Raw genomic sequence first — 21,351 nt, forward strand, 5'->3', positions numbered from 1 at the left:
CGGTTGCTGCAGGGCACGCGCTTGTACCACCCCTCACCCGTTCTCCGCTAGGACTATATTATATTTTCCTTCTACACAAACCGTGCGTAATAAGGTACACTTCTTCCATTATGAAGCAGTTTAAACTCATGGCGGATTATCAGCCTGCCGGAGACCAAGGGGATGCAATACGGCAGCTTGCGGACGGTATACTGGCAGGCGATCGGTTTCAAACGCTCAAAGGCGTCACCGGTTCGGGTAAAACCTTTACGATGGCGAATATCATTCAGGCGGTACAAAAGCCGACGCTGATTATCAGCCACAACAAAACGCTTGCGGCGCAGCTTTACCGCGAGTTCAAAGGCTTTTTCCCGGAAAATGCCGTTGAATACTTTGTTTCATACTACGATTACTACCAGCCGGAAGCCTACGTCCCGGCGCGGGACCTTTATATCGAAAAAGATGCTTCTATCAACGACGAAATAGACCGGCTCCGGCTTTCGGCAACATTCAGTTTGATGGAGCGGCGGGATGTTATCGTTGTGTCGACGGTATCCTGCATCTACGGTTTGGGCTTGCCCGAATCGTGGCGCGATTTACGCATCACCATAGAAAAAGGACAGACCATTGATCCCGGAAAACTCAAAAAGCAGCTGATCAGTCTGCAATATGAGCGGAACGATGCGGTGTTGGAGCGCGGTCGGTTCCGTGTCAAGGGCGATGTGATGGAAGTATTCCCTGCGTATATGGAAGAAGCCTACCGCATTGAGTTTGACTGGGAAGAGATTGTGCGTATCCGCCGCTTTAATCCGCTGACCGGAGATGTGAGCCAAGAATACGAAGAGCTTTCGATTTATCCTGCAAAGCACTTTGTTATGCCGGAGAATGCGATACCTAATGCTATCGAGCGGATTAAACAAGAGCTTGATACCCGTTTGGAAACACTCAAGACGCAGGGAAAGCTCTTGGAGGCGGAACGGCTGAAAACCCGTACCGAATACGACATCGAAATGCTCTCCGAGATGGGCTATTGTCCGGGGATAGAAAACTACTCTGCGCCGATTGCAAACCGCAAGCCCGGGGAGCCGCCTGCAACGCTTTTGCATTACTTTCCCAAAGACTTTCTCCTTTTTATGGACGAAAGCCATGTAACCTTTCCGCAAATCGGCGCGATGTACGAAGGCGACCGCAGCCGTAAGCAGAACCTTGTGGACTTCGGCTTCCGGCTCCCCTGCGCACTGGATAACCGCCCGCTCAAAATGAAAGAGTTTGAGCAGATGCTCAATCAGGCAATATTTGTTTCCGCAACGCCCGGCCCCAAAGAGCTGCAGTATTCCACCCGCGTTGTTGAGCAGCTCATCCGCCCGACCGGTTTGTTAGACCCGCTCATCGAAATTCATCCGAGTGAGGGGCAGATGGAGCATATCTACGGTGAGGTGAAAAAACGTATCGTAAAGGATGAGAGGAGTCTCATTCTCACGCTTACCAAGAAGATGGCGGAAGACCTTACCGACTACCTCACCGGTCTGGGCTTAAAGGTAAAGTACATTCACAGCGAAGTGGAAACCATCGAGCGGGTAGAAATCCTCAAGGGCTTGAGGGCGGGTGAGTTCGATGTGCTGATCGGAATTAACCTTCTGCGGGAAGGTATCGACCTGCCGGAAGTATCGTTTATCGGTATCCTCGATGCGGATAAAATCGGCTTTTTGCGTTCAACCACCAGCCTCGTACAGATTGTCGGGCGGGCGGCGCGTAATGCCAACGGCAGCGTGGTGATGTATGCCGACCGCATCAGCGATGCGATGAAGGAAACCATAGAAGAAACAACCCGCCGCCGTTCAATCCAGCAAGCATATAACGAGGCGCATGGCATTACGCCCAAGACTATTAAAAAATCCATCGAGGATATTCTGGTACGCGAAGCGGAAATCAAAAAAGAAGCCGCCCGTACCGAAACGGAACCGCTCGTCAACAGCTTTAATATTTTGAACCCCGCCGACCGTAAAAAGCTTATCAAAAAGCTCGAAGCGCAGATGGCAGAATATGCCGACATGCTCCTCTTTGAAGAAGCGGCGGTCATTCGCGACAAGATTGAAGAGATTAAAAGATTGGGCTCCTTTTGAAATATACGGTATATCTGCGTTGTCGCTTAACAAAAAACAGTCCTCGACGTACAAAAAGTACGCCTGCGGATGTTTTTTGTACGCTCCTAGCATCTGTGGCGTCTATTTTCAAAAGCCTGGTTCAAAAATATACGACATATCTACTGCGTCATACGGTAAAAAAGTGTCCTCAACGTATCAGAACGTCCTCGGATGGACGAGGACGTTCTGATTAGAGAGGTTATAAAATTGTGGTAAGTATGGTATAATAACGTACAAGTGAGGTACGCTATGCCAAAGCACAACCGCAGGTACAAAGACTCGGTGTTTGTCGACCTTTTCAGCGAAGACGAAAAGGCAAAAGAAAACTTCTTGTCGTTGTATAATGCCTTACATAATACTAATTTACAGCTTTCATGTCCGGTAGAAAACATACGGCTTGATAATGTCATGTACATGAATATTATCAACGATATATCTTGCCTTGTAGACAATAAGATTGTTGTTCTTGCGGAGCATCAGTCTACTATCAATGAAAATATGCCGATACGCTTTTTACAATATATCGCGCGGCTCTACGAAAAGCTGCAAACTCCGACAGACAGATACTTAAGAAAGCTGTCAAAAATACCTACACCGGAATTTTACGTCTTTTACAATGGGATGGAAGACTACCCTGAAACTACAATTTTAAAGCTTTCAGATGCATTTATGACAAAATCGGATGCCCTGCCGCTGGAACTTATCGTAAAGGTCTATAATATAAATACGAGGAAGGGAGCACAAATATTAAGCTGTTGCAGAACTTTAGATGAATACAGTTTGTTTGTAGAAGAAGTACGCATACAAACACAACTCGACCCTGAAAACGGCTTTACGAATGCGGTAAAAATATGTATAGAAAAAGGTATCTTAAAGGAATACTTACAAAGAAAATCACGGGAGGTAATTAATATGCTAGTAGCAGAATACGACTATGATACGGACATTGCGGTACAGCGAGCAGAAGCGGGCAGAATAGCCTTTGCCGAGGGTATTGAGCAAGGTATTGAGCAAGGCATTGAACAGGGTATTAAACAGGGTATTAAACAAGGATTTTCCGATGGAGCGTACCAAACAAAGCTTGAAACGGCAAAACTTATGCGTATACATAATTACTCGATTGGCGAAATTTGTACAATGACCGGTCTCAGCCAAGAAGAAGTAGAAAGTGTTTGAAGAGGCGGCGGTCATTCGCGACAAGATCGAAGAGATTAAAAGATTGGGCTCCTTTTGAAATATACGACATATCTACTGCGTCATACGGTAAAAAAGTATCCTCAACGTATCGGAACGGACAAGGATGTCCGTGGTTATAAGCAGTAGCGATGTTTTTGCGCAGCAAAAACTCGCGTTCAAAAATTGACAAGGAGGTCAATTTTTGAACTTGCCACGGATGGCACTGGTTCTCGGCTCAGCAGCGTGTTTGCAGAGGAAACACGCTGCTGAGCTGCGCAACGGCAGGTACTAAACCACACGAATAAATTAGATTACTCCCAACATTTTTTCCAGAAATCTTCTGCATCTTGACCGGTAACCTTATAAGTATTACGCCATATCTCGTTAGGAAACATACCTCCACTAAGAAAATATTTACCAAAAGAAATATAAACATCCCAGTCATTAAGATTTTTGAAGTTATCCGCAAATGGGGGAAAATTATCCAGATACTTTTTAACAGTATCCTTAATTTCCGATGCAATTAGATTCCTTGCCTCACCTTCACTGATATTATGCTTTGCCTTAAGAATATCGATGATTTCTGGTGTTTCCAGTGATTTTTTCAGATTTTTTTCCAAAGCCAGGCGAACCAATGTCGATAATTTAAGCATATGAAATCCTCCTGCATGCTCATTATACTTACCATCGACTTCATCATCATCTACCGGAGGAATAGGTCTATCATAATTTACAGTCCACCTTTTGCTAAAAATACGCTTAGTTCATCTTCCAGTATTATGAGCTGAGCCTCCGCCTTTTTAATTTTTTCAAGCATAACTTGCTTTTGTATTTTTTCCAACTTGGCAAATACCGTATCAAAGAGCTCTTTTTCCGTTACTTTAGGTTCTTCATCAAGATATTCTATTTTATAATATCCGGTCCACGCCTCAAACGGCTGTTCGTTTTTCTGCATACAAATCTCCTTATGCTAGCCCCAACATCTCGCGCAGATGACCTTGGAACTCTCCGGATGTTGTCTCCCCATTCAAAAAAGCTTTTATCTCCTGCTTTATACCGGTAGGAAAGCGCCGCCAATAAGAACCCGTCCAATCATGCATTGCAGCGGTAAGACTGCGCTGTGTGTCAACCGGCATTTCGCCCAAACTGTACGAAACAAACTGTATAACCATTTCGTATAACAGATCGGCAGGAACACCTTGTACCGAACCGTTCTTTGCTAAAGAAGCGCGGCGGCTTTTTCCACGTTGACTGCTTGATTGAGGAATCCATGAATCAACCAGATCGACGATCTGATCCTTGGAAAGCTCAGGCGCTTCTTTTTGCAAAATATCGGTGGCGTAATTCCGAAAAGTATGCCGAACGCCATCCATACTAGCATCAATAGAAGCATAGATCGATTCCGACATTTTCTTGGCTGCTTCTTCCGGAGTAAACGGGAAGTTACCGTTTAACGCTCCCTCAAGCTGACCTTGCCGACGTTCAATTGCTGCAGCAAATGCATCGATTTCGCGTATATTCGCTTTATTCAATATATAATCAAGCGCAAAGAGGAAATCGCTGTCGCCCTTCGTATTGTTCATGAGGAAAGCATATACTATTTTACGGGATTTTTAAAGAGGAAGGATATAAGTGCGAAATCTTGTCTCAAATTTCGCACAGAAGGAAGATAACAACCTAAAATATTTTAGAGCGATTGCCTCAAAAAAGAAAGGAAAAATCTTGAGAAATCAACACCCCGACACAGAGCATCGGGGGATTAAACACTCCGCACGAATAAAAAATTTATCGCTTCGTCAAGGTAATGATAGAAGTAATGATAGTTAAAATCGTTGCTGTTACCGTAATGAGTGGTACATACATATTAAAATTATACATAAAGGCATTACTTTTTGCCGTAATAATCGTATTTGGACCGAGAATATCGTCCTTGGTAAGCTTTTTACCATACACATCCCTAATTACCACAGCTCCACCGGTATTCCGTTGATAGTCAAAACCGCCCGCTAATGCAATATAAAAGTCAGCTTTACGACCGGGAGTATACGGATACGAACCGGGATTCGTTACAGCACCATCAACGGTTACGGTTTGTTTAATCTCGGGAACAACCAGTCGGTCTTCTGCCTCGATCGGAATAATTTCGTGATAGGATTGATCAAACAATAGCGGACTTAAATTTATCGGTATCTGTTTTCCTTGCCGAAAGATATACGCTCCTGTAACATCAATCCACGGTTTAGTGAAAATCGGTAACCGCTCGCGAACGATCGAAATAAGATCATCCCCTTCATTAAAGGGAATTGGAATAGTCGTAGCCACAATTTTACCTTCACTGTCTTTATTTATTGCACTCGCAGTGGTCTGATTTGAAAGACCGCCTCTTATATTACCTGTCTGATTATCTGCTAAAAGCCCCGCTCGCGTTTCTGCATCAAGCGGCATATCCAGATACACAAAAGGCCGCAGTGTTTTTTGAGTATCAATATAGACTTTATCCAAATGCTGCAGCTGCTCATTTCCATCCGGCTCACCGCTCAGCGCAACAAAAAAAGAATCAAACTTCGTGCTTCCATCTTCTGTGTTTGTTGTACGGGTTATTTTAACCTGTGTTCTATTGGCTCCGGCGGTATATCCACTGCCGTAAACGTCAATCAGCTGAGCAAGCGTTTCTGTTTCTGCCAATTCATACGTTCCGGGACGCTCAACTGCTCCGGAAAGTGTAACACGCCGCTTAACACGTGGGATAGAGATTACATCACCGGGCGATAAATACGGGTCTTGAGTAAGATCCCCAAAACGTATTGCCTGAAAAAGATCATAATCAATTGTTTTTCCGGAACGCCCTGTAATAGACAGATAACGATTTGAAGCAAAATCCGTTAATAGACCGGTAATAGCTTGAGATGCGCGCATAAGTCCCCAGGCTTTTACTTCTGTTGTTTTATTCACTTCCCCCTTCACCGTTACGGTAAAAGTACTGGGGGCTGTAAGTACAAACTGAACCACACTCAGTGGATAATTTTGTGAAACCAGTGTTTCAACCTGTTTTTTAACTGCGAGAAATGTTTTGCCGTTCGTATTCACTGAACCCAAATTAGAAACACGGATAATGCCGCTTGAGTCCACAACGATCTGATAACTCACAGCATTTTGCCCAATCGTATAACCAAGTTGATATATATCCCCCGGCAAAACACGATAATCGGGATTCGCCATTGCTTGTTGAGCTAATCGCTTTGACTCAGTTTCCGCATCGGAATTTGAAGCTGCACACAATGAAAAAGCTGCAATAAAACATACACAGACGAGTAAAATAGTTTTATACTTCATGTGGCTTGTCCTTTTTCCGTAAGAACTTTGCCTGCACTTCAGGATCGCGATATATCTCCTGCACGGCATTCAAAAGGAAAGCAAGAAAAATCGAAAAGAATAATCCTGCAGCAAAAGCAACGATACATATTTTTGCGCGCGACGGTCCGGATTTTTTTTCGGGTACTTCGGGCATATCCAATATTTGAAATACCGGAGTTTCGCCCGCCATTTCTACTTTCAAAAGTTCATACTGAGCTTTTAATTGCCCGTATATCTTTTCTTGAATAGAAATTTCACGCTTGATTTGTTCTATCGTAAGAGCGGTACCTCTCATCCCACCTGATTGAGCTATTTTATTTTCCAAATTGCCTGCTTCCCGCTCTAAACGTTTTATTTCATCAAATGATTGTTTCAAACTTTTCTCTAAATTTTCTTTTTCGTGGACTTTTTTATCAAGACCAAGCTCTGCAAAACGTTTTTCATAATACTCAACAGCAATCAAGACAGCTTTCTGCGCAAACTCAGGCTCAATATGCGTAGCAGCTAATGAAAACACTCCACTTTTTTCATCCATTTTTGCTTTAAGTAAACCCTTGACTATGGTTCGGGTCTCGGTTTTGAGGAATTTTTTAATCTTATATTTTTCGGCAATATGCAATTCATCTGCAATAGTATCGAGAAAAGAATTACTGCCGGCAATATAGAGCGCTAACTGCTGCGTATTATCGCTGCCCCCCCCTGCTAGATTACCGAGACCGTTTTGCTGCAGCATCGACGCTAAAGTTCCACCGGAAGAACTTGTACTGCTTTGTATGCGCATAAAGGCTGTACTGGTGTATACATCCGGCATATATGACTTTTGGGGATCCATTTTTTTACCAATAAGAACATAGGTAAAAACACCTATTGAAACTATACCCGTTAGCGCAACAATCAGCCATCTCCAGCGCCATAATACGGCAACTAAATCTAACAAAGATATTTCGTCAGAATTATTATTTATATCATGTTCCACTATAATCTCCTTAGAGCTTATTCGATCCAGTTAATTTTTAGGAAGTCACAGCCTATGTATTTTTTGCATTTCAAGTATATTACCGACCGCCATAGTTCTTTTCTATCCACTTACGGTATTCGCCGGAACGGACATTTTCAATCCAACCTTTATTTTGCAAATACCAGTCAACAGTATGAGCAAGTCCTGTTTCAAAATCAAACATACGCTTCCAGCCCAGCTCTGTTTTAAGCTTTGTACAATCGATAGCATAGCGCCGGTCATGCCCGAGCCGATCGGTTACATGGGTTATTAAAGCAATAACCTTTTCTTTATTCAGTCCTGCTTTTTTAGAAACAATATCAATCAATTTATGTAACAGCGTAATATTTGCCCATTCATTTTCGCCGCCGATATTGTAGGTCTCTCCTACCCGACCCTTTTGCATAATGAGCTGTACGGCACGGTTATGATCTTCAACATGAATCCAGTCGCGTATCTGCATACCGTCGCCATACACCGGCAGAGGTTTTCCTTCCAGCATATTCAAAATCATCAGCGGAATGAGTTTTTCCGGAAATTGGAACGGACCGTAATTATTGGAACAATTAGACATCGTAACCGGAAGACCGTAGGTATGAAAATACGCCTTTACCAAATGATCGCTTGATGCCTTACTTGCGGAATAGGGGGAGCGCGGATCATACGGGGTAGTTTCTTGAAAATATCCTTCCGATCCAAGAGAACCGTATACTTCATCCGTGCTGATATGGTGAAACAGCACATCCTCCCGCATAGAACCGTTTTTTGCTTGCCATGCTTTTTTTGCCGCTTCTAAAAGCGTAAAAGTTCCGAGTATATTTGTCTGCAAAAATACTTCAGGTCCTAAAATAGAGCGATCTACATGGCTTTCCGCAGCAAAATGCACAACTGTATCAATGTCATATTTTTCAAAAATACTCTTGACAAGTTCTTTATCACAAATATTACCGTGAATAAAAATATACCGTGTGGCAGCCGTATCGCCGCCGAATTCGAATTCTATGTCAGAAAGACTGGCGGCATTTCCTGCATAAGTAAGGGCATCAAGGTTTATAATACGTCCCGTAAATGTAGGGTCTTTTTTAAGTAAGGTACGGATAAAATTTGAACCGATAAAACCGGCACCGCCGGTGATAAGAATATTTTGAAAACTACGCATTTAGACTAACTCCTTAAGGTATGCCGTTAAGCTCTCATTCCATTGCGGAATTGAAAGAGAAAAGGCTGCTTTTATTTTTTCTTTGTTGAGTAAAGAAAAAGAGGGACGATGAGCTTTCTGCGGAAATTCATTACTTGCACAAGGGGCAACTACACAATCACTTTTAATAAGTCCAAATTCTTTCCCCTGTTTATAAATTTCACAAGCAAAATCGTACCACGTGATATTTCCTTCATTTGAATAATGATAGATACCATAACAGTGATTGTTCTGCTGAATGATTTGCAGTACAGCTTTTGCCAAATCCACGGCATAGGTTGGGGATCCTCTCTGATCATTGACCACTTTCAGGCTCTCTTTTTCATTCATCAAACGGAGCATGGTAGAAACAAAATTATTTCCGTTTTTTCCATAGAGCCACGCAGTACGGATGATATAATGTTCCGGCAAACGTTCAACAATATTCCGTTCACCTTGGAGCTTCGTGGAACCGTACACACTCTGAGGCTGCGGATGATCAGCTTCCGTATAAGGAACGGCAGAAGCACCGTCAAACACATAATCCGTAGAAAAGTGAATAAGCTGTGCCCCATATTGCTTTGCAATTTCACAAATATTGATAAGGGCATCCGCATTCAGCTTTTGGGCTGTTTCAGGGTCGTCTTCCGCATTATCTACTGCCGTATATGCAGCACAGTTAATAATCCACTGCAAAGCGCCGGTTACAAAGTTCCGTTGCGCAAAAGTTTCTACAGATGTTCTATCGGTAATATCAACTTCCTTATCCGAACCGATCCATTGTATACTATATTGGTTAAGCTGCGCAGCAACCTCGCTTGCGAGCATCCCCTTAGAACCTATAAGCCAAATCATATAAAAGACCTCTCCAAGTTTTATTCGTGCGGAGTGTTTAATCCCCCGACGCTTGCGTCGGGGTTGTTGATTATTTTAATTTTATAATATGCCTATAATTTTTCAATTTCTTTATCCAGCCAGTCTATTCGTTTCTTGAGAAATTCTTTATCACAACTCAACTCTGATTCATAACTTCCAAGAGGTATACCGCCTACACTTATTCTTTCATGCAATATATTCCACCGTTTAAAATTAAGTATTCGGGATTGCTCAATCTCATCAGCTTTCTCATCAATAAAAGAAAATATATTATCTTTTATATAGTTCTTTTTATTATTCCATATATTTTTCAAATGATTTACAAAATATTCATCCTCAAGTAAGCGTTTAAAATATAGATACTGATCTTTTTGAGCCCAATAATTCACATCACGTGGACGATGTCCATCATACCATCCTATACCAAGTGACCATTCAAAATCCCATACAGGTCCCAATTTAAGCTTATCTGACAATAAATCATTTATATAGCAATACGTATTTGTATCAAGATTAGCTAAAACCTCGTGAAATAAAAACCATTTACAAAACGATTCAACATCAATATACTTTCTATAGCCTGAATTTTCATCTTTAAAATTATCTGATTTTAAAACGCTTTCAAAATTATTTATCCAATTTAAAATAGCAGTTCTTTGTTCGCCAGTTATCTTTTCTCCATCAGGATGTTTAAAGCTATAACCGCGTTTATATTCTTCGCTAATAAAATAATTAGGTTCTTTATCATAATATTGATCCACTTCAATCAAATAACCTGTTTCTTTAGGAATATTAACTCTTTTTCTCGAAACCTTTACATTTTCGCCAAGCTGATAATTTCCGATATACTCACTATTTATAAACAGATCAACAAACTCCATTTTGGGAGTCCATGGAAAATCAAATACTTCACTTAACCAAAAAGCAACAGCAACACGTAAGAGCGTTTTATCGGTATAATTTGCAAGTAAGACCCATGCAGTATCCTTACCTGCATCAACAGAAAGTAAATTTTCTTTCTGCTTTAATTTAAATCGATACGGCTTTTTAGGATAAGAAACCCATGTTGCATTACCTCTACCGCGAATTTTTATTTTATCATCAAATGTTACCCCCCCCTACAAATTATTTTCATAGAGGCATCAACATAATCTTTTTTAGAAGCAATAGGTTTTTTATCATCAGTTTCAATATACACAGCAGGCAAATTATTAGCTTTATACGATACATTTATTTGAAAGTTTGTAGAAATCTCATTAATCTTAATAACAACATCTTGAGTTCCAATTTTAAACATATTTATTGGCTCAATAGTACATTTCTCCAACGGCAGTAAAGAAGTAGTTGTATCGTTATATACCTCATAAAGTTTAAGACCCGAAAAATCAATCTGATCACCAATAAAATAATTTAATTTATCGGGTAATGTTGAAATTTTAATACTCTGTAACTTTTTCTCGTTACCTTGATTATCAGGCTCATTCGACTTGCCTGATAATTGATCACAGCTTATCATACTACCTAAAATACAAAAAATTAAACCAAAATAAATAAAATATTTTTTCATTTTCATTCCTCCTTATAAAGGAATAAATTTATCAACAAAAAAATCAAACAAAAGCAGGGTACTTTGTATCCTTTTCGGAGAATATATAGGGAACATCTAATTTCGGCCATTCGATACCGATTACAGGATCGTTCCACATAATGCCACCTTCATCTTCAGGGTGATAAAAGTCCGTACATTTATACGCAAAGACAGCTTCATCACTCAATACTAAAAAGCCGTGTGCAAATCCCGGTGAAATAAAAAACTGATTTTGCCGTTCTGCAGAAAGGAGAACCCCGTACCATTTTCCGTAAGTAGCAGACCCCTTACGAATATCAACTGCAACATCGAAAACCTCTCCGCTTAACACTCGTACCAATTTTCCCTGCGGATAGTTCTTTTGAAAATGTAACCCGCGCAGCACTCCTTTGGAAGACTTTGACTGATTATCCTGCACAAAATTATAAGCAATGCCAGCAGCAGCAAAATCGCGTTGCGACCAACTTTCAAAAAAATAACCGCGGTTATCAGAAAAAACTTTTGGCTGAATTTCGTAAAGTCCGGCAATAGGGCATTGTACAATGGTAAAAGGCATTAATAATTCTCCTGTTTAATTCTTCAATACATTTCCGCTCTATACGGCGAAATAGAGTATCCTTAATTACACCGAAGCGATCTCATTGCAGCTACCGAAGTTATAGCTTCGCATACTTAAATTCGCTTATATTTCTCTTTTCACTATCAAAATTAATACCTATGACATAAATATCTTTACCTTGATTTTGATATTTTTCATAGTATTTTTTCTCCATTATTTGTGCGATACCGTCTCCTGCACCCATCTTAAACTCAATAATATAGACATTATTTTCAATGGTGATGCTCATATCAATACGCCCTTGATTGGTGCAATCTTCGGCAACAAAGGGCATGTTCAAACTATAGAGATAGGTGTAAATCACACTCGCATAAAAACCTTCATACTGCGCAATATAGTTACTTGAATAATTATGATACGGAATATTCGCAAAAACACGCACAAGATGGTTTTTAAACGTTTCCATGTCCGCATTTTCCAGTGCAGAATATAGATTATCCTGCATCTTTGTTTTTTCAATAACTGAGGGCGTTACCACATTGAGGAGTTCTTCATTTAAAGATTTTTGTACTTCAAAATTCGGAATCCTCAACTGATAATAAAGTCCTTCCCTTACCGTAACAGCTGCCTTTATCGTAAGATACCCCGCTTGATACAATAATACCGGTAACTCAATATTATCGATGTCAAAAGATTGCAGGATTTCCTCTCCGACTTTTATATTCTGTAAATCAGGCGGAAAGAACTGCTTTTCTTGCATCAGGCGTATCAAAAAAGTCGGCGTTCCGGATTCGAACCAATAATTCCTATATGAATGTCCTGCCGTACAGAAGTTAAGAATATCAAACGGATTATATACATTGTCCTTTAAGAAATTATACCCGTCATACCAGCGCTTCACCTTTTCCATATCAGCGCCTTCCAGATACGGCTGAAAGCTTGTTTCGAGATCGGTTTGCGTATACCCGCAGATATTTCCGTATTGAGGATACAACGATATATCGACAAGGTTATTCAGTCCGGAAAAAATACTCACCTTTGCAAATTTACTCACCCCGGTCAGAAATGCAAATTTGACATATTCGTCGTTGTATTTGATATGTTCATACAAACCTTTCAGCGTATCGCGTGCATAATCCCTCATTGCAGGATCGGTAATATTGTCCAGTATCGGCTTATCGTATTCGTCTATTAAAATAACAACGCGCTTGTTGTACTTTTTATAGGTTTCTTTGATAAGTAAATCAAACTGAGAAGAAAGTGATAATTCTTTATCAAGCATTACACCAAGGGATTCGGCATTCCAAGTTAGTGCTGATTGTACTTCACTTTGGAAATTAACTTCCGATGTAAAATTACCGCCCCAATGAATCCTGATAACCGGATAGGCTTCAAAATTATATTTATCGTAAATATATAAGCCTTTAAAAAGCTCCTTCTTCCCTTCAAAAATTGCTTGCAAGGTGGTTAAAAAGAGACTTTTACCGAACCGCCGCGGGCGAGATAAAAAAACGTATTTATAATTATTGATTAACTGATATGCTTCTTGTGTTTTATCAATGTAGACGTAGTTACCGGTAATGATCTCAGAAAATGAGTGTATGCCTACCGGCAGTTTTTTTCCATGACAGTTATTCATTGTAATCTCACAAAATTAGATTTTCCAGCTTTCTTTTTTAAAAGAACTCTTCAATAGGGCATTGTACAATGGTAAAAGGCATTAATAATTCTCCGCAATATACTGTAAGTATTGTCCATACTCGGTTTTATAACCTTCAGCAAGTTTTAAAAGCTGCTCCTTGGTTATCCATCGTTTTAAGTATGCAATTTCTTCAATACACGATACATACATGCCCTGCCGTTTTTGAATAGTCGCAATAAAATTGGATGCCTCTAATAAACCGTCATAACTGCCGGTATCAAGCCATGCCATTCCACGTCCCAGTTTTTCAACTTTTAATTTTCCCGCAGTAAGGTAGGCATTATTCACGGACGTAATTTCAATTTCACCGCGGGCGGAAGGTTTTACATTTTTTGCAATCTGCACAACGCTGTTATCATAAAAATATAAGCCCGGCACCGCATAGTGCGATTTAGGGTGCTGCGGTTTTTCTTCTATCGAAATAGCTTTACCGTCTTGATCAAACGCCACTACACCGTAGGCAGTAGGATCTTTTACATAATAACCGAAAATAACAGCGCCGTTATTCTGCTCTATTGTATGGACACCATCAGCTAAGGTTGCAGAAAAGCCACGACCGTAAAAGATATTATCGCCAAGCACTAAAGCGCATGAATTATTACCGATAAATTTTTCACCGACAATAAAAGCATCAGCCAATCCGCGAGGCTTATCTTGGACAGCATATTCAAAACGCATACCAAGCCAATCACCGGTTCCAAATAGTTCCTTAAAGAGAGCAATATCCCGCGGCGTAGAAATGATGAGAACTTCACGAATTCCCGCAAGCATGAGCACTGACAGCGGATAGTAAATCATCGGCTTATCGTAAAGCGGCAATATTTGCTTGGAAACAGCCCGTGTCAGCGGATATAACCGAGTACCGGAACCTCCGGCAAGAATAATTGATTTCATATAGAGCTCCTAAAGGGTATTAATAATTAACATATATAGAATTATTGTGCTATCTCTTTTAAAATTTTATCATTCATGATTTTTCTTTCTTTATCAAAGAACCATCCATATTTATTAAAATACTTTATTGCTGAAATGATATGTAATTTCAACATTTTTTTTGAACGATACGAACTTCGCGCATGGTCATGAATAATAGTGAGATAAGGATAAAAAATAGTTTTTCCAATTCTGTGCAAACGACGAATAAAGTCAAAATCTTCAAGATACATAAAAAATTGCTCATCAAAAAAAATATTGCCTTGTTTTATAGTATCCAGACGCAAAAACATAAAACATCCAGATAAGCAAGGAGGATTTATAACCTTATCGTATCCTGAATTTTTCAACACATATCTATCGTTAATATTATTCAAAAATTCCCAAGCTGGTAAAAAGCGCCTAATAAATAAATCTATAGGAGTTGGTAAGAGCTTACACAAATATTGCAACTCGCCGTTAGGATATATTACTTTCGGCAATATATAGGCAGTATCACCATGCTGATTCATAAATATTTCTAAATCATCTAGGATTCGAGAATCAAATCGAATATCAGGATTTAAAACCACATGGTATAGAGAATTTTCATCTATTGCTTTACGAATAGCGATATTATGTCCTGCGCCATACCCTACATTTTTATTATTAAAAATATACCGTATATGGGTCAAATCCATATTTAATGCTTTTAGATCAAACTCTTTTTCAGAGTTATCAATCAGATACAACATCCGTTCAGCACTTGGCGCATACGAATTAATTGCACTACGTAATTGAGAAATATCTGTATTATATAAAACAATTGAAGCTGTTATCATTTATTAATTTCCCTTATGGTATAATACATTTGCAGCATATACAAAACTACGATACATAGTATATTACGAAGTATGGTAGCCTAATCTACCTAAAACACCATCATAGAGTCCCCTCATACAATATTTGAATGTAGTAAACTTTTTAGCCGAGCAAACGGCAAATAACCATGGATAAGCACATCCTTTACAAAATAATATAAACTTATCAACCACTGATAAAAATCTAGTATGTAAAGACAAATATATCGTATTACGTGTAATATAATAACATCGAATATTAGTATGGATGTTTATTTTCTTATGACCAATCACACGAACTCGGTCACCAAGAGTATGTTGTAAAACTAAGTTTTTGCAGCCAATAATTTTATAATCATAAAAATTTAATTTCCAACACCATTCAAAATCCACAGAATCGATAAATAAGTCTTCATTCATACAACCAATAGTTCTTAGATATGCCACACGAATTACTAATCCTGACGCAATCGCTTGAAAAACAACACTATAAAGAGCATCTGGATAACATTGCTTAATCCATATTCTTCTTTTATAATAAAACCGTCTATGCTGATTAGATATAACATCATATATAGAAGGTGCAAAAGCAGCGATATTATCCAATAAAACTGAAGACAAGGCTTCATAAAAAGTTTTTATGTAATTCTTAGCAAATATACTATCTTGATCACTTAAAACAATATAATCAAAATTCTTTTTAATAAAATATCTAAAACCGACATTGGTAGCATATGCAATTCCCATATTTTTATGCAAAGAAGCAATGGTACAATTTCTTAGACGAGAAAATTTTGTATTTATATCATCAAAATTTTCTGATCCATTATCAACTAATAAGACTTCATCAACTTGCTCAGCAATAGAAAAAAAAGTTTGTTCTAACAAATTAATATCTGGATTATATGTTACAATGATAACGCCAATAGTCATAACGAATATCAACTCCACTATATAGAAAAATTAAGGGGATTCATTAACGTGAAAAAATAATACACAAAACCTAAAGTAAAAGTAAAGAACATCCCTAAAACCATCATGTGTTTTTCTTTAATAGCATATACTGAGTTCGGTAATAAAACAATTAAAACGGTAGATAAATACCCAGAAATTCTTACAGCAAAAACCGGTAAAAAATTAAAAAGGTAGAAGCTGCATATACCATAAAATGATATTCTTACAAGAAATCTATCATAATCAGAAGCGAGGTATTTATTAACATACAATAAAAAATAATACAAAAGAAACATTACAATATGAGCAAAAGAATAAATATTAGCTCCCGTATTATTACTATTAGCTAATAGAGTAAGATAAATATTGATTTTACTAGATAAAAAAGAAGGCAAAACAGGAACAATCATTCGAAAAAGCATAAAAAGCGACCATCCAACCTCAACGAGAAAAAGTAATATAACTGGAAACAGAAAATAAAAAACACGCTTAATTTTTAACCTTTCTACCAATGGAAGAAGCAATAAAAAAAACGCGGAATAATGAAATAGTATCGCAGGAACAATTGTAAGTACATACATGAAATATTTTTTTTTAAAAAGATAGGGAAGTGACAATAAAAAAAAACCGATAGAAACGGCTACTCGAATTTGGGTCGCTTCATGGAGCAGTACAAAAGCAGTTATATATATATAGAAAGAAAGATACGGATAAAGGGCTTGTTTACAAATAACACAAATTTTTAATGTAAAAGCTAACAACGAATACATCAAAAGGAGGCCTCGAAAGCCTGTTCCGAAAAAGATTGATAATTTGGCTATCAACAAAAAACCTATATCAGTGGTAAAAGCTACTTCTCCGGCATTTATAACACCACCAGAAATAGCATCAAATAAACTCAAATACGATAATGAATCTCTATCAGCTCCGATCGGTCTCAAAGCAACTATAATAGCAAAAAAATATCCAATGAAGAACAAGAAAATAACTTGACCTCTTAAACAAAATTCAAACCTATTTTTAATCATAAAGTTTATCCAAGATCGGCCGCATTGTAATATGCATATCACAATTATTTTCTGCAAAAGCTCTAATATTATATATCTGTTTCTGCCGAGGTTCTCTCCATTTAAGCATATCATAAAAACTTAAAATAGCTTCAATATCAATAGGACTATCATCATCAGGAACATAGTGCACATATACATAGTCATTAGTTAATATGTCGATTTTAGCTGATGCCACCATAGGTAAACCACGAGCCATATATTCCCTCGATTTTAGCTCGCTAGAAAGTATGATACCTTTACGATGGCACCCCAGTGAGCATACAGCCATATCAGCTTGATTAAATACAGCAGACAAATCATCGCCTGCTAAAATTCCATGAAATATAACATATCGTTCTAACTTATATGTACTCACCATGTCTCGATATTGTTGCAATGCATCGCCATCGCCAACAAAATCAATAAATATTTTTTTTTCAGGATTGTTTTTATAGTGTGCATATAATCCATCTATCAACCTATCATACCCATGCCATGAAGAAAATTGGGCTACACAAATTAAATGTATATCATCATGGTATGCTTTAGCGGTAACAAGAGGGATAGCACTACAATCTATTCCATTCACTATTTTGATCGTTGGAACGCCAAAAATCTCATCGTGATGAGAATATGTAGCTATATAATTAATGTACTTATATAAACATTTTCTAAATAAACGATCAGTAAATAGTACAATGGAACCTTTTATTCCTGTATGCTCTTCATCATAAGGATATGTGGGAATTTCATAAATAATCCTACAATTCTGATTTACTTTTTTGATAGCAGCAAGCAAATAAAGTAAATTCCTATCGGTAGGGCTAAATCGACGAACATAAATAAAATTAATTCCAGAAAAATCAATATTAGAAATTTTTTTTATATACACTCGTTTAGTAAAAAAGAAAGAAAGCAACCGCCTAAAATACGATACATCTGTAAAGTTATAATTTACCAACTTTGTATCCAACCCATTTGTATTCAATACTTTAAGCTGAGATAGAATCTTTTTAGCAATTCCGGTTGCATGTACATTTATATCATCGAAATTATAATTTTGTTTACAGAGATATAAACCTCTTTTCATAAAAACCTCATCTTACAGTTTAAACACCTTTCCATCTTCAATATGCACAGTCTTAACAGCATTTCGTAGATCAACTACTAACGTTGATTTTTCAACAATATGCTCAATATCAAAACATGAATGATTGGTTGTAAATACAACGCAATCTGCTTTAGATAATAAAGCATCAGTTAAATCCGTACCGATCCATTTTTTTCCGTGATCGTCAATACATTCAGAGATATACGGATCATGATACAGGACATTTGCTCTTTTTTTAGCACATTCCTCCATAACAAGTAAGGCAGGGCTTTCACGCGGATCGTCAATATCAGGTTTATACGCAACCCCAAGAAACAAAATTGTTGCACTATTCATTGCCTTTTGCTTGCGGTTAAGTGCATACATAATCTTGTTCATCATCTTATGCGGCATCTGGTTATTGATATTACCGGCCGTATTTATCATTGTTAAATCGAAGTTAAAACCCTTTGCGATATGCTCAAGATAGAACGGATCAAGCGGAATACAGTGACCACCGATGCCGGGACCGGGGTAAAACGCCTGGAACCCATAGGGTTTCGATTTTGCAGCGTCTATTACTTCCCAAATATTAATATCCATTTTACCCGCTAAAAGCGCTAGTTCATTGATGAGTGAAATATTGATAAGCCGATAGGTGTTTTCCAGTATTTTTACCATTTCCGCAACACGGGGACTGGAAACAGGATAAAGATGCTGAATTGCTTTACTATAGAGAGCAACCGCAATTTTCTGAGCATCTTCGCCTAAAGCACCGACTACTTTCGGCGTATTATCAGTCTTATAATCTTTATTGCCCGGATCAACCCGTTCGGGACTAAAGCAAAGCCAAAAATCTCGACCTTCTTTTAAGCCTGATTCTTTTTCGATAATCGGCTTCATAAAGTCTTCAGTTGTCGTGGGATATGTAGTGCTTTCAAGTGAAATAAAAGTGCCTACTTTCATATTTTTTCCGATATCAACACACGACTGTTCAATAAATTTCATATCAGGTTTCTTAAAATGATCAAGCGGTGTCGGAACGCAGATAATGACAGCATCGCATTCTTTAATGCGAGAAAAGTCTGTTGTTGCGGAAAGCTTTTTTGTTTCTTTTACAACACGAATCAAATCTCCATCTTTTATATCGCCGATATAGTTGCTTCCGACATTTACTGCATCAGCTTTCTTCACACTTTTTTCAAATCCCAAGACTTGCACATTTTTTTTTGCAAAAGACACGGCAAGCGGCAACCCCACATAACCTAAACCGATAATACCGACAACTTCGGTATTGTTTTCAATTTTTTTCATGAGTGCTTCAACATTTGACATAGTATAACTCTCCTATAACCTATTATATCACTCTATATCGTATTCTTGTAACATCCGTCAATATTTATCCCTGTAAAACTTCTATACTCCGTCCTGCATATACCAATTTCCATAAAATTGAGGATAACCCGCAGGGTATAAAGATTCCGAATAAAGGGGAACCGCTAAAAACTGGGGTTTGTAGAAGCTCCCAATTCAAAAAATCAACAATCTAAAACTTCTATATAAAATTGTTTCTGAGCTTCTGTTAAGAACTCTGTATTGTGGAACAGTAAAACAAAATTGCCGTTATAATATTTACATTTTACTTTTAAATTTTTAAATACTTGTAAAGCATCATCGGTTAGCCCTAAATTCATATATCGCTCTGCAATTATAGAACACTCCATTGCAATAAGCGGGCGTTCTTTCAATTTTAATTTTCTTCGTGTTATACAATCATACACTGAATACTCATAACACGTACCGCATCGAAAGCCGGGCATATCTGCAAAGCTCAATGTAGAATCATACTTCATCCCTGCATTTTCCCAAATAACGAAAGTTTCGGGATTCTGCCATTGGAGATAATGCTGCCGACCGCCTTTTATTTCTTGACCAATTCCAAGCACTTCAAGTGTATCTCGCAGCAATTGTACATCGTCTGTGAACGCTTTACTATTTAAATACGTCCCATAAAAACCATGAATACCTATTTCATGACCGCGTTTATCAATAGTCTGCAATAAGGCTTGCATATGAGGTAATGTAACGGGATATTGTATTGTCATTTCAGGACTGCTTGAAGGTAAAAAGTAAAATGCGCTTTTTAAGTCACGCTTTTCGCTTTCAGACATAATAAAATCAAATGTGTAATAGGGATCATCTTCTACTTTGCCATTATTAACTTTATTCCATCGAGATAATGTATCAAAAGCTAACAGTACAGATTTACGTTTTAAAACATCTCCTCCCATATGCTTAATAAAACGCGGCACAGATACATTGAGGTATCTAAACGGAACATCAACATCATGCGTAGGAGATATTCTAAATTGCATTTTTTTCCGTTCCAGCTGCGGAAATAAATAGTGGAGCAACGCAAATAACAGTTCCACATATTCATTCGCAATAGGACGAAATAAAAAACTTTCTTTATATGCGACTGAAGATTTTGCAGAAAAACGATTATGATTATCCCGTTCTTTTACCACAATTTCTTCGTAACGCGAAATCATAAAAAAGATACTGCCTAAAATATCAATATCACAGTCAATAGTATTTTCGTCAACCGCTATTTTCGGCACACCATACAATACGGGAAGCTCAGCCTCGCAAATATGAATTTCATTATGTAAAGTCGTTTTCAATTCAGTCAAATTATAGTTCTTTAACGGCAAACACGGCATTGCTTCTTCATTAAGCCAGTTATTTGAAGCTCTAACAAAAAAGTCCGCACTAAGCCGCAATGTATTATCACCGGAAGATATAAGAACAGTATTTTGCGCCATAGGTGTAATTTCATAATCGATGCCAAGCCATTCGGTAAAAACAATGGAGCAGGTATATTCAATTTCGGAAATACAAAAGTTAGGAATTTTTATTTTCAGCATAGTATTT

Annotated in this window: 21 protein-coding genes; 3 read left to right on the top strand and 18 right to left on the bottom strand. The window is 38.1% G+C overall.

Going from position 1 to position 21,351, the window contains the following annotated elements; all coding sequences use genetic code 11:
- Positions 1 to 110 precede the first annotated feature (110 nt).
- The 3 genes from uvrB to ABK01_RS11835 all read left to right on the top strand — a co-directional run bounded on the left by uvrB (position 111) and on the right by ABK01_RS11835 (position 3,357).
- The gene (gene uvrB, locus ABK01_RS10350) at positions 111 to 2,102 is read left to right on the top strand and encodes an excinuclease ABC subunit UvrB (RefSeq protein WP_253675574.1); all 1,992 of its coding nucleotides are present in this window, start codon (positions 111 to 113) and stop codon (positions 2,100 to 2,102) included.
- Between the two features lie 270 nt (positions 2,103 to 2,372).
- A complete protein-coding gene (locus ABK01_RS10355) occupies positions 2,373 to 3,299 on the top strand; it encodes an Rpn family recombination-promoting nuclease/putative transposase (RefSeq protein ID WP_253675575.1) in 927 nt (308 codons plus the stop codon).
- The gene (locus ABK01_RS11835) at positions 3,292 to 3,357 is read left to right on the top strand and encodes a UvrB/UvrC motif-containing protein (RefSeq protein WP_212566607.1); all 66 of its coding nucleotides are present in this window, start codon (positions 3,292 to 3,294) and stop codon (positions 3,355 to 3,357) included. The genes ABK01_RS10355 and ABK01_RS11835 overlap by 8 nt, the downstream gene beginning before the upstream one ends.
- Positions 3,358 to 3,610: 253 nt before the next feature.
- Here the strand turns inward: ABK01_RS11835 and ABK01_RS10360 are convergent, their stop codons facing one another.
- From ABK01_RS10360 to ABK01_RS10445, 18 genes are all read right to left on the bottom strand, one after another.
- Positions 3,611 to 3,952, bottom strand: coding sequence for a hypothetical protein (locus ABK01_RS10360; protein WP_253675576.1), 342 nt, complete (start codon positions 3,950 to 3,952; stop codon positions 3,611 to 3,613).
- Positions 3,953 to 4,029: 77 nt separating this feature from the next.
- Entirely contained in the window at positions 4,030 to 4,254 is a 225-nt protein-coding gene (locus tag ABK01_RS10365) for a hypothetical protein (RefSeq protein ID WP_212565360.1), read from the bottom strand.
- A 10-nt stretch (positions 4,255 to 4,264) separates the two neighbouring features.
- Entirely contained in the window at positions 4,265 to 4,882 is a 618-nt protein-coding gene (locus tag ABK01_RS10370; RefSeq protein WP_212565361.1) for a hypothetical protein, read from the bottom strand.
- A 202-nt stretch (positions 4,883 to 5,084) separates the two neighbouring features.
- Positions 5,085 to 6,632, bottom strand: a complete 1,548-nt coding sequence (locus tag ABK01_RS10375) for an SLBB domain-containing protein (RefSeq protein ID WP_253675577.1) — start codon at positions 6,630 to 6,632, stop codon at positions 5,085 to 5,087.
- On the bottom strand, positions 6,622 to 7,629 hold the full coding sequence (locus tag ABK01_RS10380) for a GNVR domain-containing protein (protein ID WP_253675578.1): 1,008 nt from the start codon (positions 7,627 to 7,629) through the stop codon (positions 6,622 to 6,624). The genes ABK01_RS10375 and ABK01_RS10380 overlap by 11 nt, the downstream gene beginning before the upstream one ends.
- 79 nt (positions 7,630 to 7,708) lie before the next feature.
- The gene (gene rfbB, locus ABK01_RS10385) at positions 7,709 to 8,809 is read right to left on the bottom strand and encodes a dTDP-glucose 4,6-dehydratase (protein WP_253675579.1); all 1,101 of its coding nucleotides are present in this window, start codon (positions 8,807 to 8,809) and stop codon (positions 7,709 to 7,711) included.
- Positions 8,810 to 9,682: a dTDP-4-dehydrorhamnose reductase gene (rfbD, locus tag ABK01_RS10390; protein ID WP_253675580.1), complete on the bottom strand. Its 873-nt coding sequence runs from the start codon at positions 9,680 to 9,682 to the stop codon at positions 8,810 to 8,812.
- A gap of 92 nt (positions 9,683 to 9,774) precedes the next feature.
- Positions 9,775 to 10,797, bottom strand: coding sequence for a CotH kinase family protein (locus ABK01_RS10395; RefSeq protein ID WP_371922047.1), 1,023 nt, complete (start codon positions 10,795 to 10,797; stop codon positions 9,775 to 9,777).
- Positions 10,798 to 10,811: 14 nt separating this feature from the next.
- Positions 10,812 to 11,270 carry a bacterial Ig-like domain-containing protein gene (locus ABK01_RS10400; RefSeq protein ID WP_253675581.1) on the bottom strand — a complete coding sequence of 153 codons (459 nt, stop codon included), beginning with the start codon at positions 11,268 to 11,270 and terminating at the stop codon, positions 10,812 to 10,814.
- A gap of 43 nt (positions 11,271 to 11,313) precedes the next feature.
- Positions 11,314 to 11,847, bottom strand: coding sequence for a dTDP-4-dehydrorhamnose 3,5-epimerase (gene rfbC / locus ABK01_RS10405; protein WP_253675582.1), 534 nt, complete (start codon positions 11,845 to 11,847; stop codon positions 11,314 to 11,316).
- A gap of 100 nt (positions 11,848 to 11,947) precedes the next feature.
- The gene (locus ABK01_RS10410; protein WP_253675583.1) at positions 11,948 to 13,489 is read right to left on the bottom strand and encodes an ATP-binding protein; all 1,542 of its coding nucleotides are present in this window, start codon (positions 13,487 to 13,489) and stop codon (positions 11,948 to 11,950) included.
- 81 nt (positions 13,490 to 13,570) lie between these two features.
- On the bottom strand, positions 13,571 to 14,446 hold the full coding sequence (gene rfbA, locus ABK01_RS10415; protein WP_253675584.1) for a glucose-1-phosphate thymidylyltransferase RfbA: 876 nt from the start codon (positions 14,444 to 14,446) through the stop codon (positions 13,571 to 13,573).
- 41 nt (positions 14,447 to 14,487) lie between these two features.
- Positions 14,488 to 15,306, bottom strand: a complete 819-nt coding sequence (locus ABK01_RS10420) for a glycosyltransferase family protein (protein ID WP_253675585.1) — start codon at positions 15,304 to 15,306, stop codon at positions 14,488 to 14,490.
- A 63-nt stretch (positions 15,307 to 15,369) separates the two neighbouring features.
- On the bottom strand, positions 15,370 to 16,257 hold the full coding sequence (locus ABK01_RS10425) for a glycosyltransferase family 2 protein (protein ID WP_253675586.1): 888 nt from the start codon (positions 16,255 to 16,257) through the stop codon (positions 15,370 to 15,372).
- 17 nt (positions 16,258 to 16,274) lie between these two features.
- A complete protein-coding gene (locus tag ABK01_RS10430) occupies positions 16,275 to 17,306 on the bottom strand; it encodes an EpsG family protein (protein WP_212565371.1) in 1,032 nt (343 codons plus the stop codon).
- Positions 17,299 to 18,417 carry a glycosyltransferase gene (locus tag ABK01_RS10435; RefSeq protein WP_253675587.1) on the bottom strand — a complete coding sequence of 373 codons (1,119 nt, stop codon included), beginning with the start codon at positions 18,415 to 18,417 and terminating at the stop codon, positions 17,299 to 17,301. The genes ABK01_RS10430 and ABK01_RS10435 overlap by 8 nt, the downstream gene beginning before the upstream one ends.
- 12 nt (positions 18,418 to 18,429) lie before the next feature.
- On the bottom strand, positions 18,430 to 19,752 hold the full coding sequence (locus tag ABK01_RS10440) for a nucleotide sugar dehydrogenase (RefSeq protein ID WP_253675588.1): 1,323 nt from the start codon (positions 19,750 to 19,752) through the stop codon (positions 18,430 to 18,432).
- 203 nt (positions 19,753 to 19,955) lie between these two features.
- Positions 19,956 to 21,344, bottom strand: coding sequence for a polysaccharide deacetylase family protein (locus ABK01_RS10445; protein WP_253675589.1), 1,389 nt, complete (start codon positions 21,342 to 21,344; stop codon positions 19,956 to 19,958).
- Positions 21,345 to 21,351: the final 7 nt, after the last annotated feature.

Source organism: Treponema sp. OMZ 305 (assembly GCF_024181325.1).
In the GTDB taxonomy this organism is placed as follows: Bacteria; Spirochaetota; Spirochaetia; order Treponematales; family Treponemataceae; genus Treponema.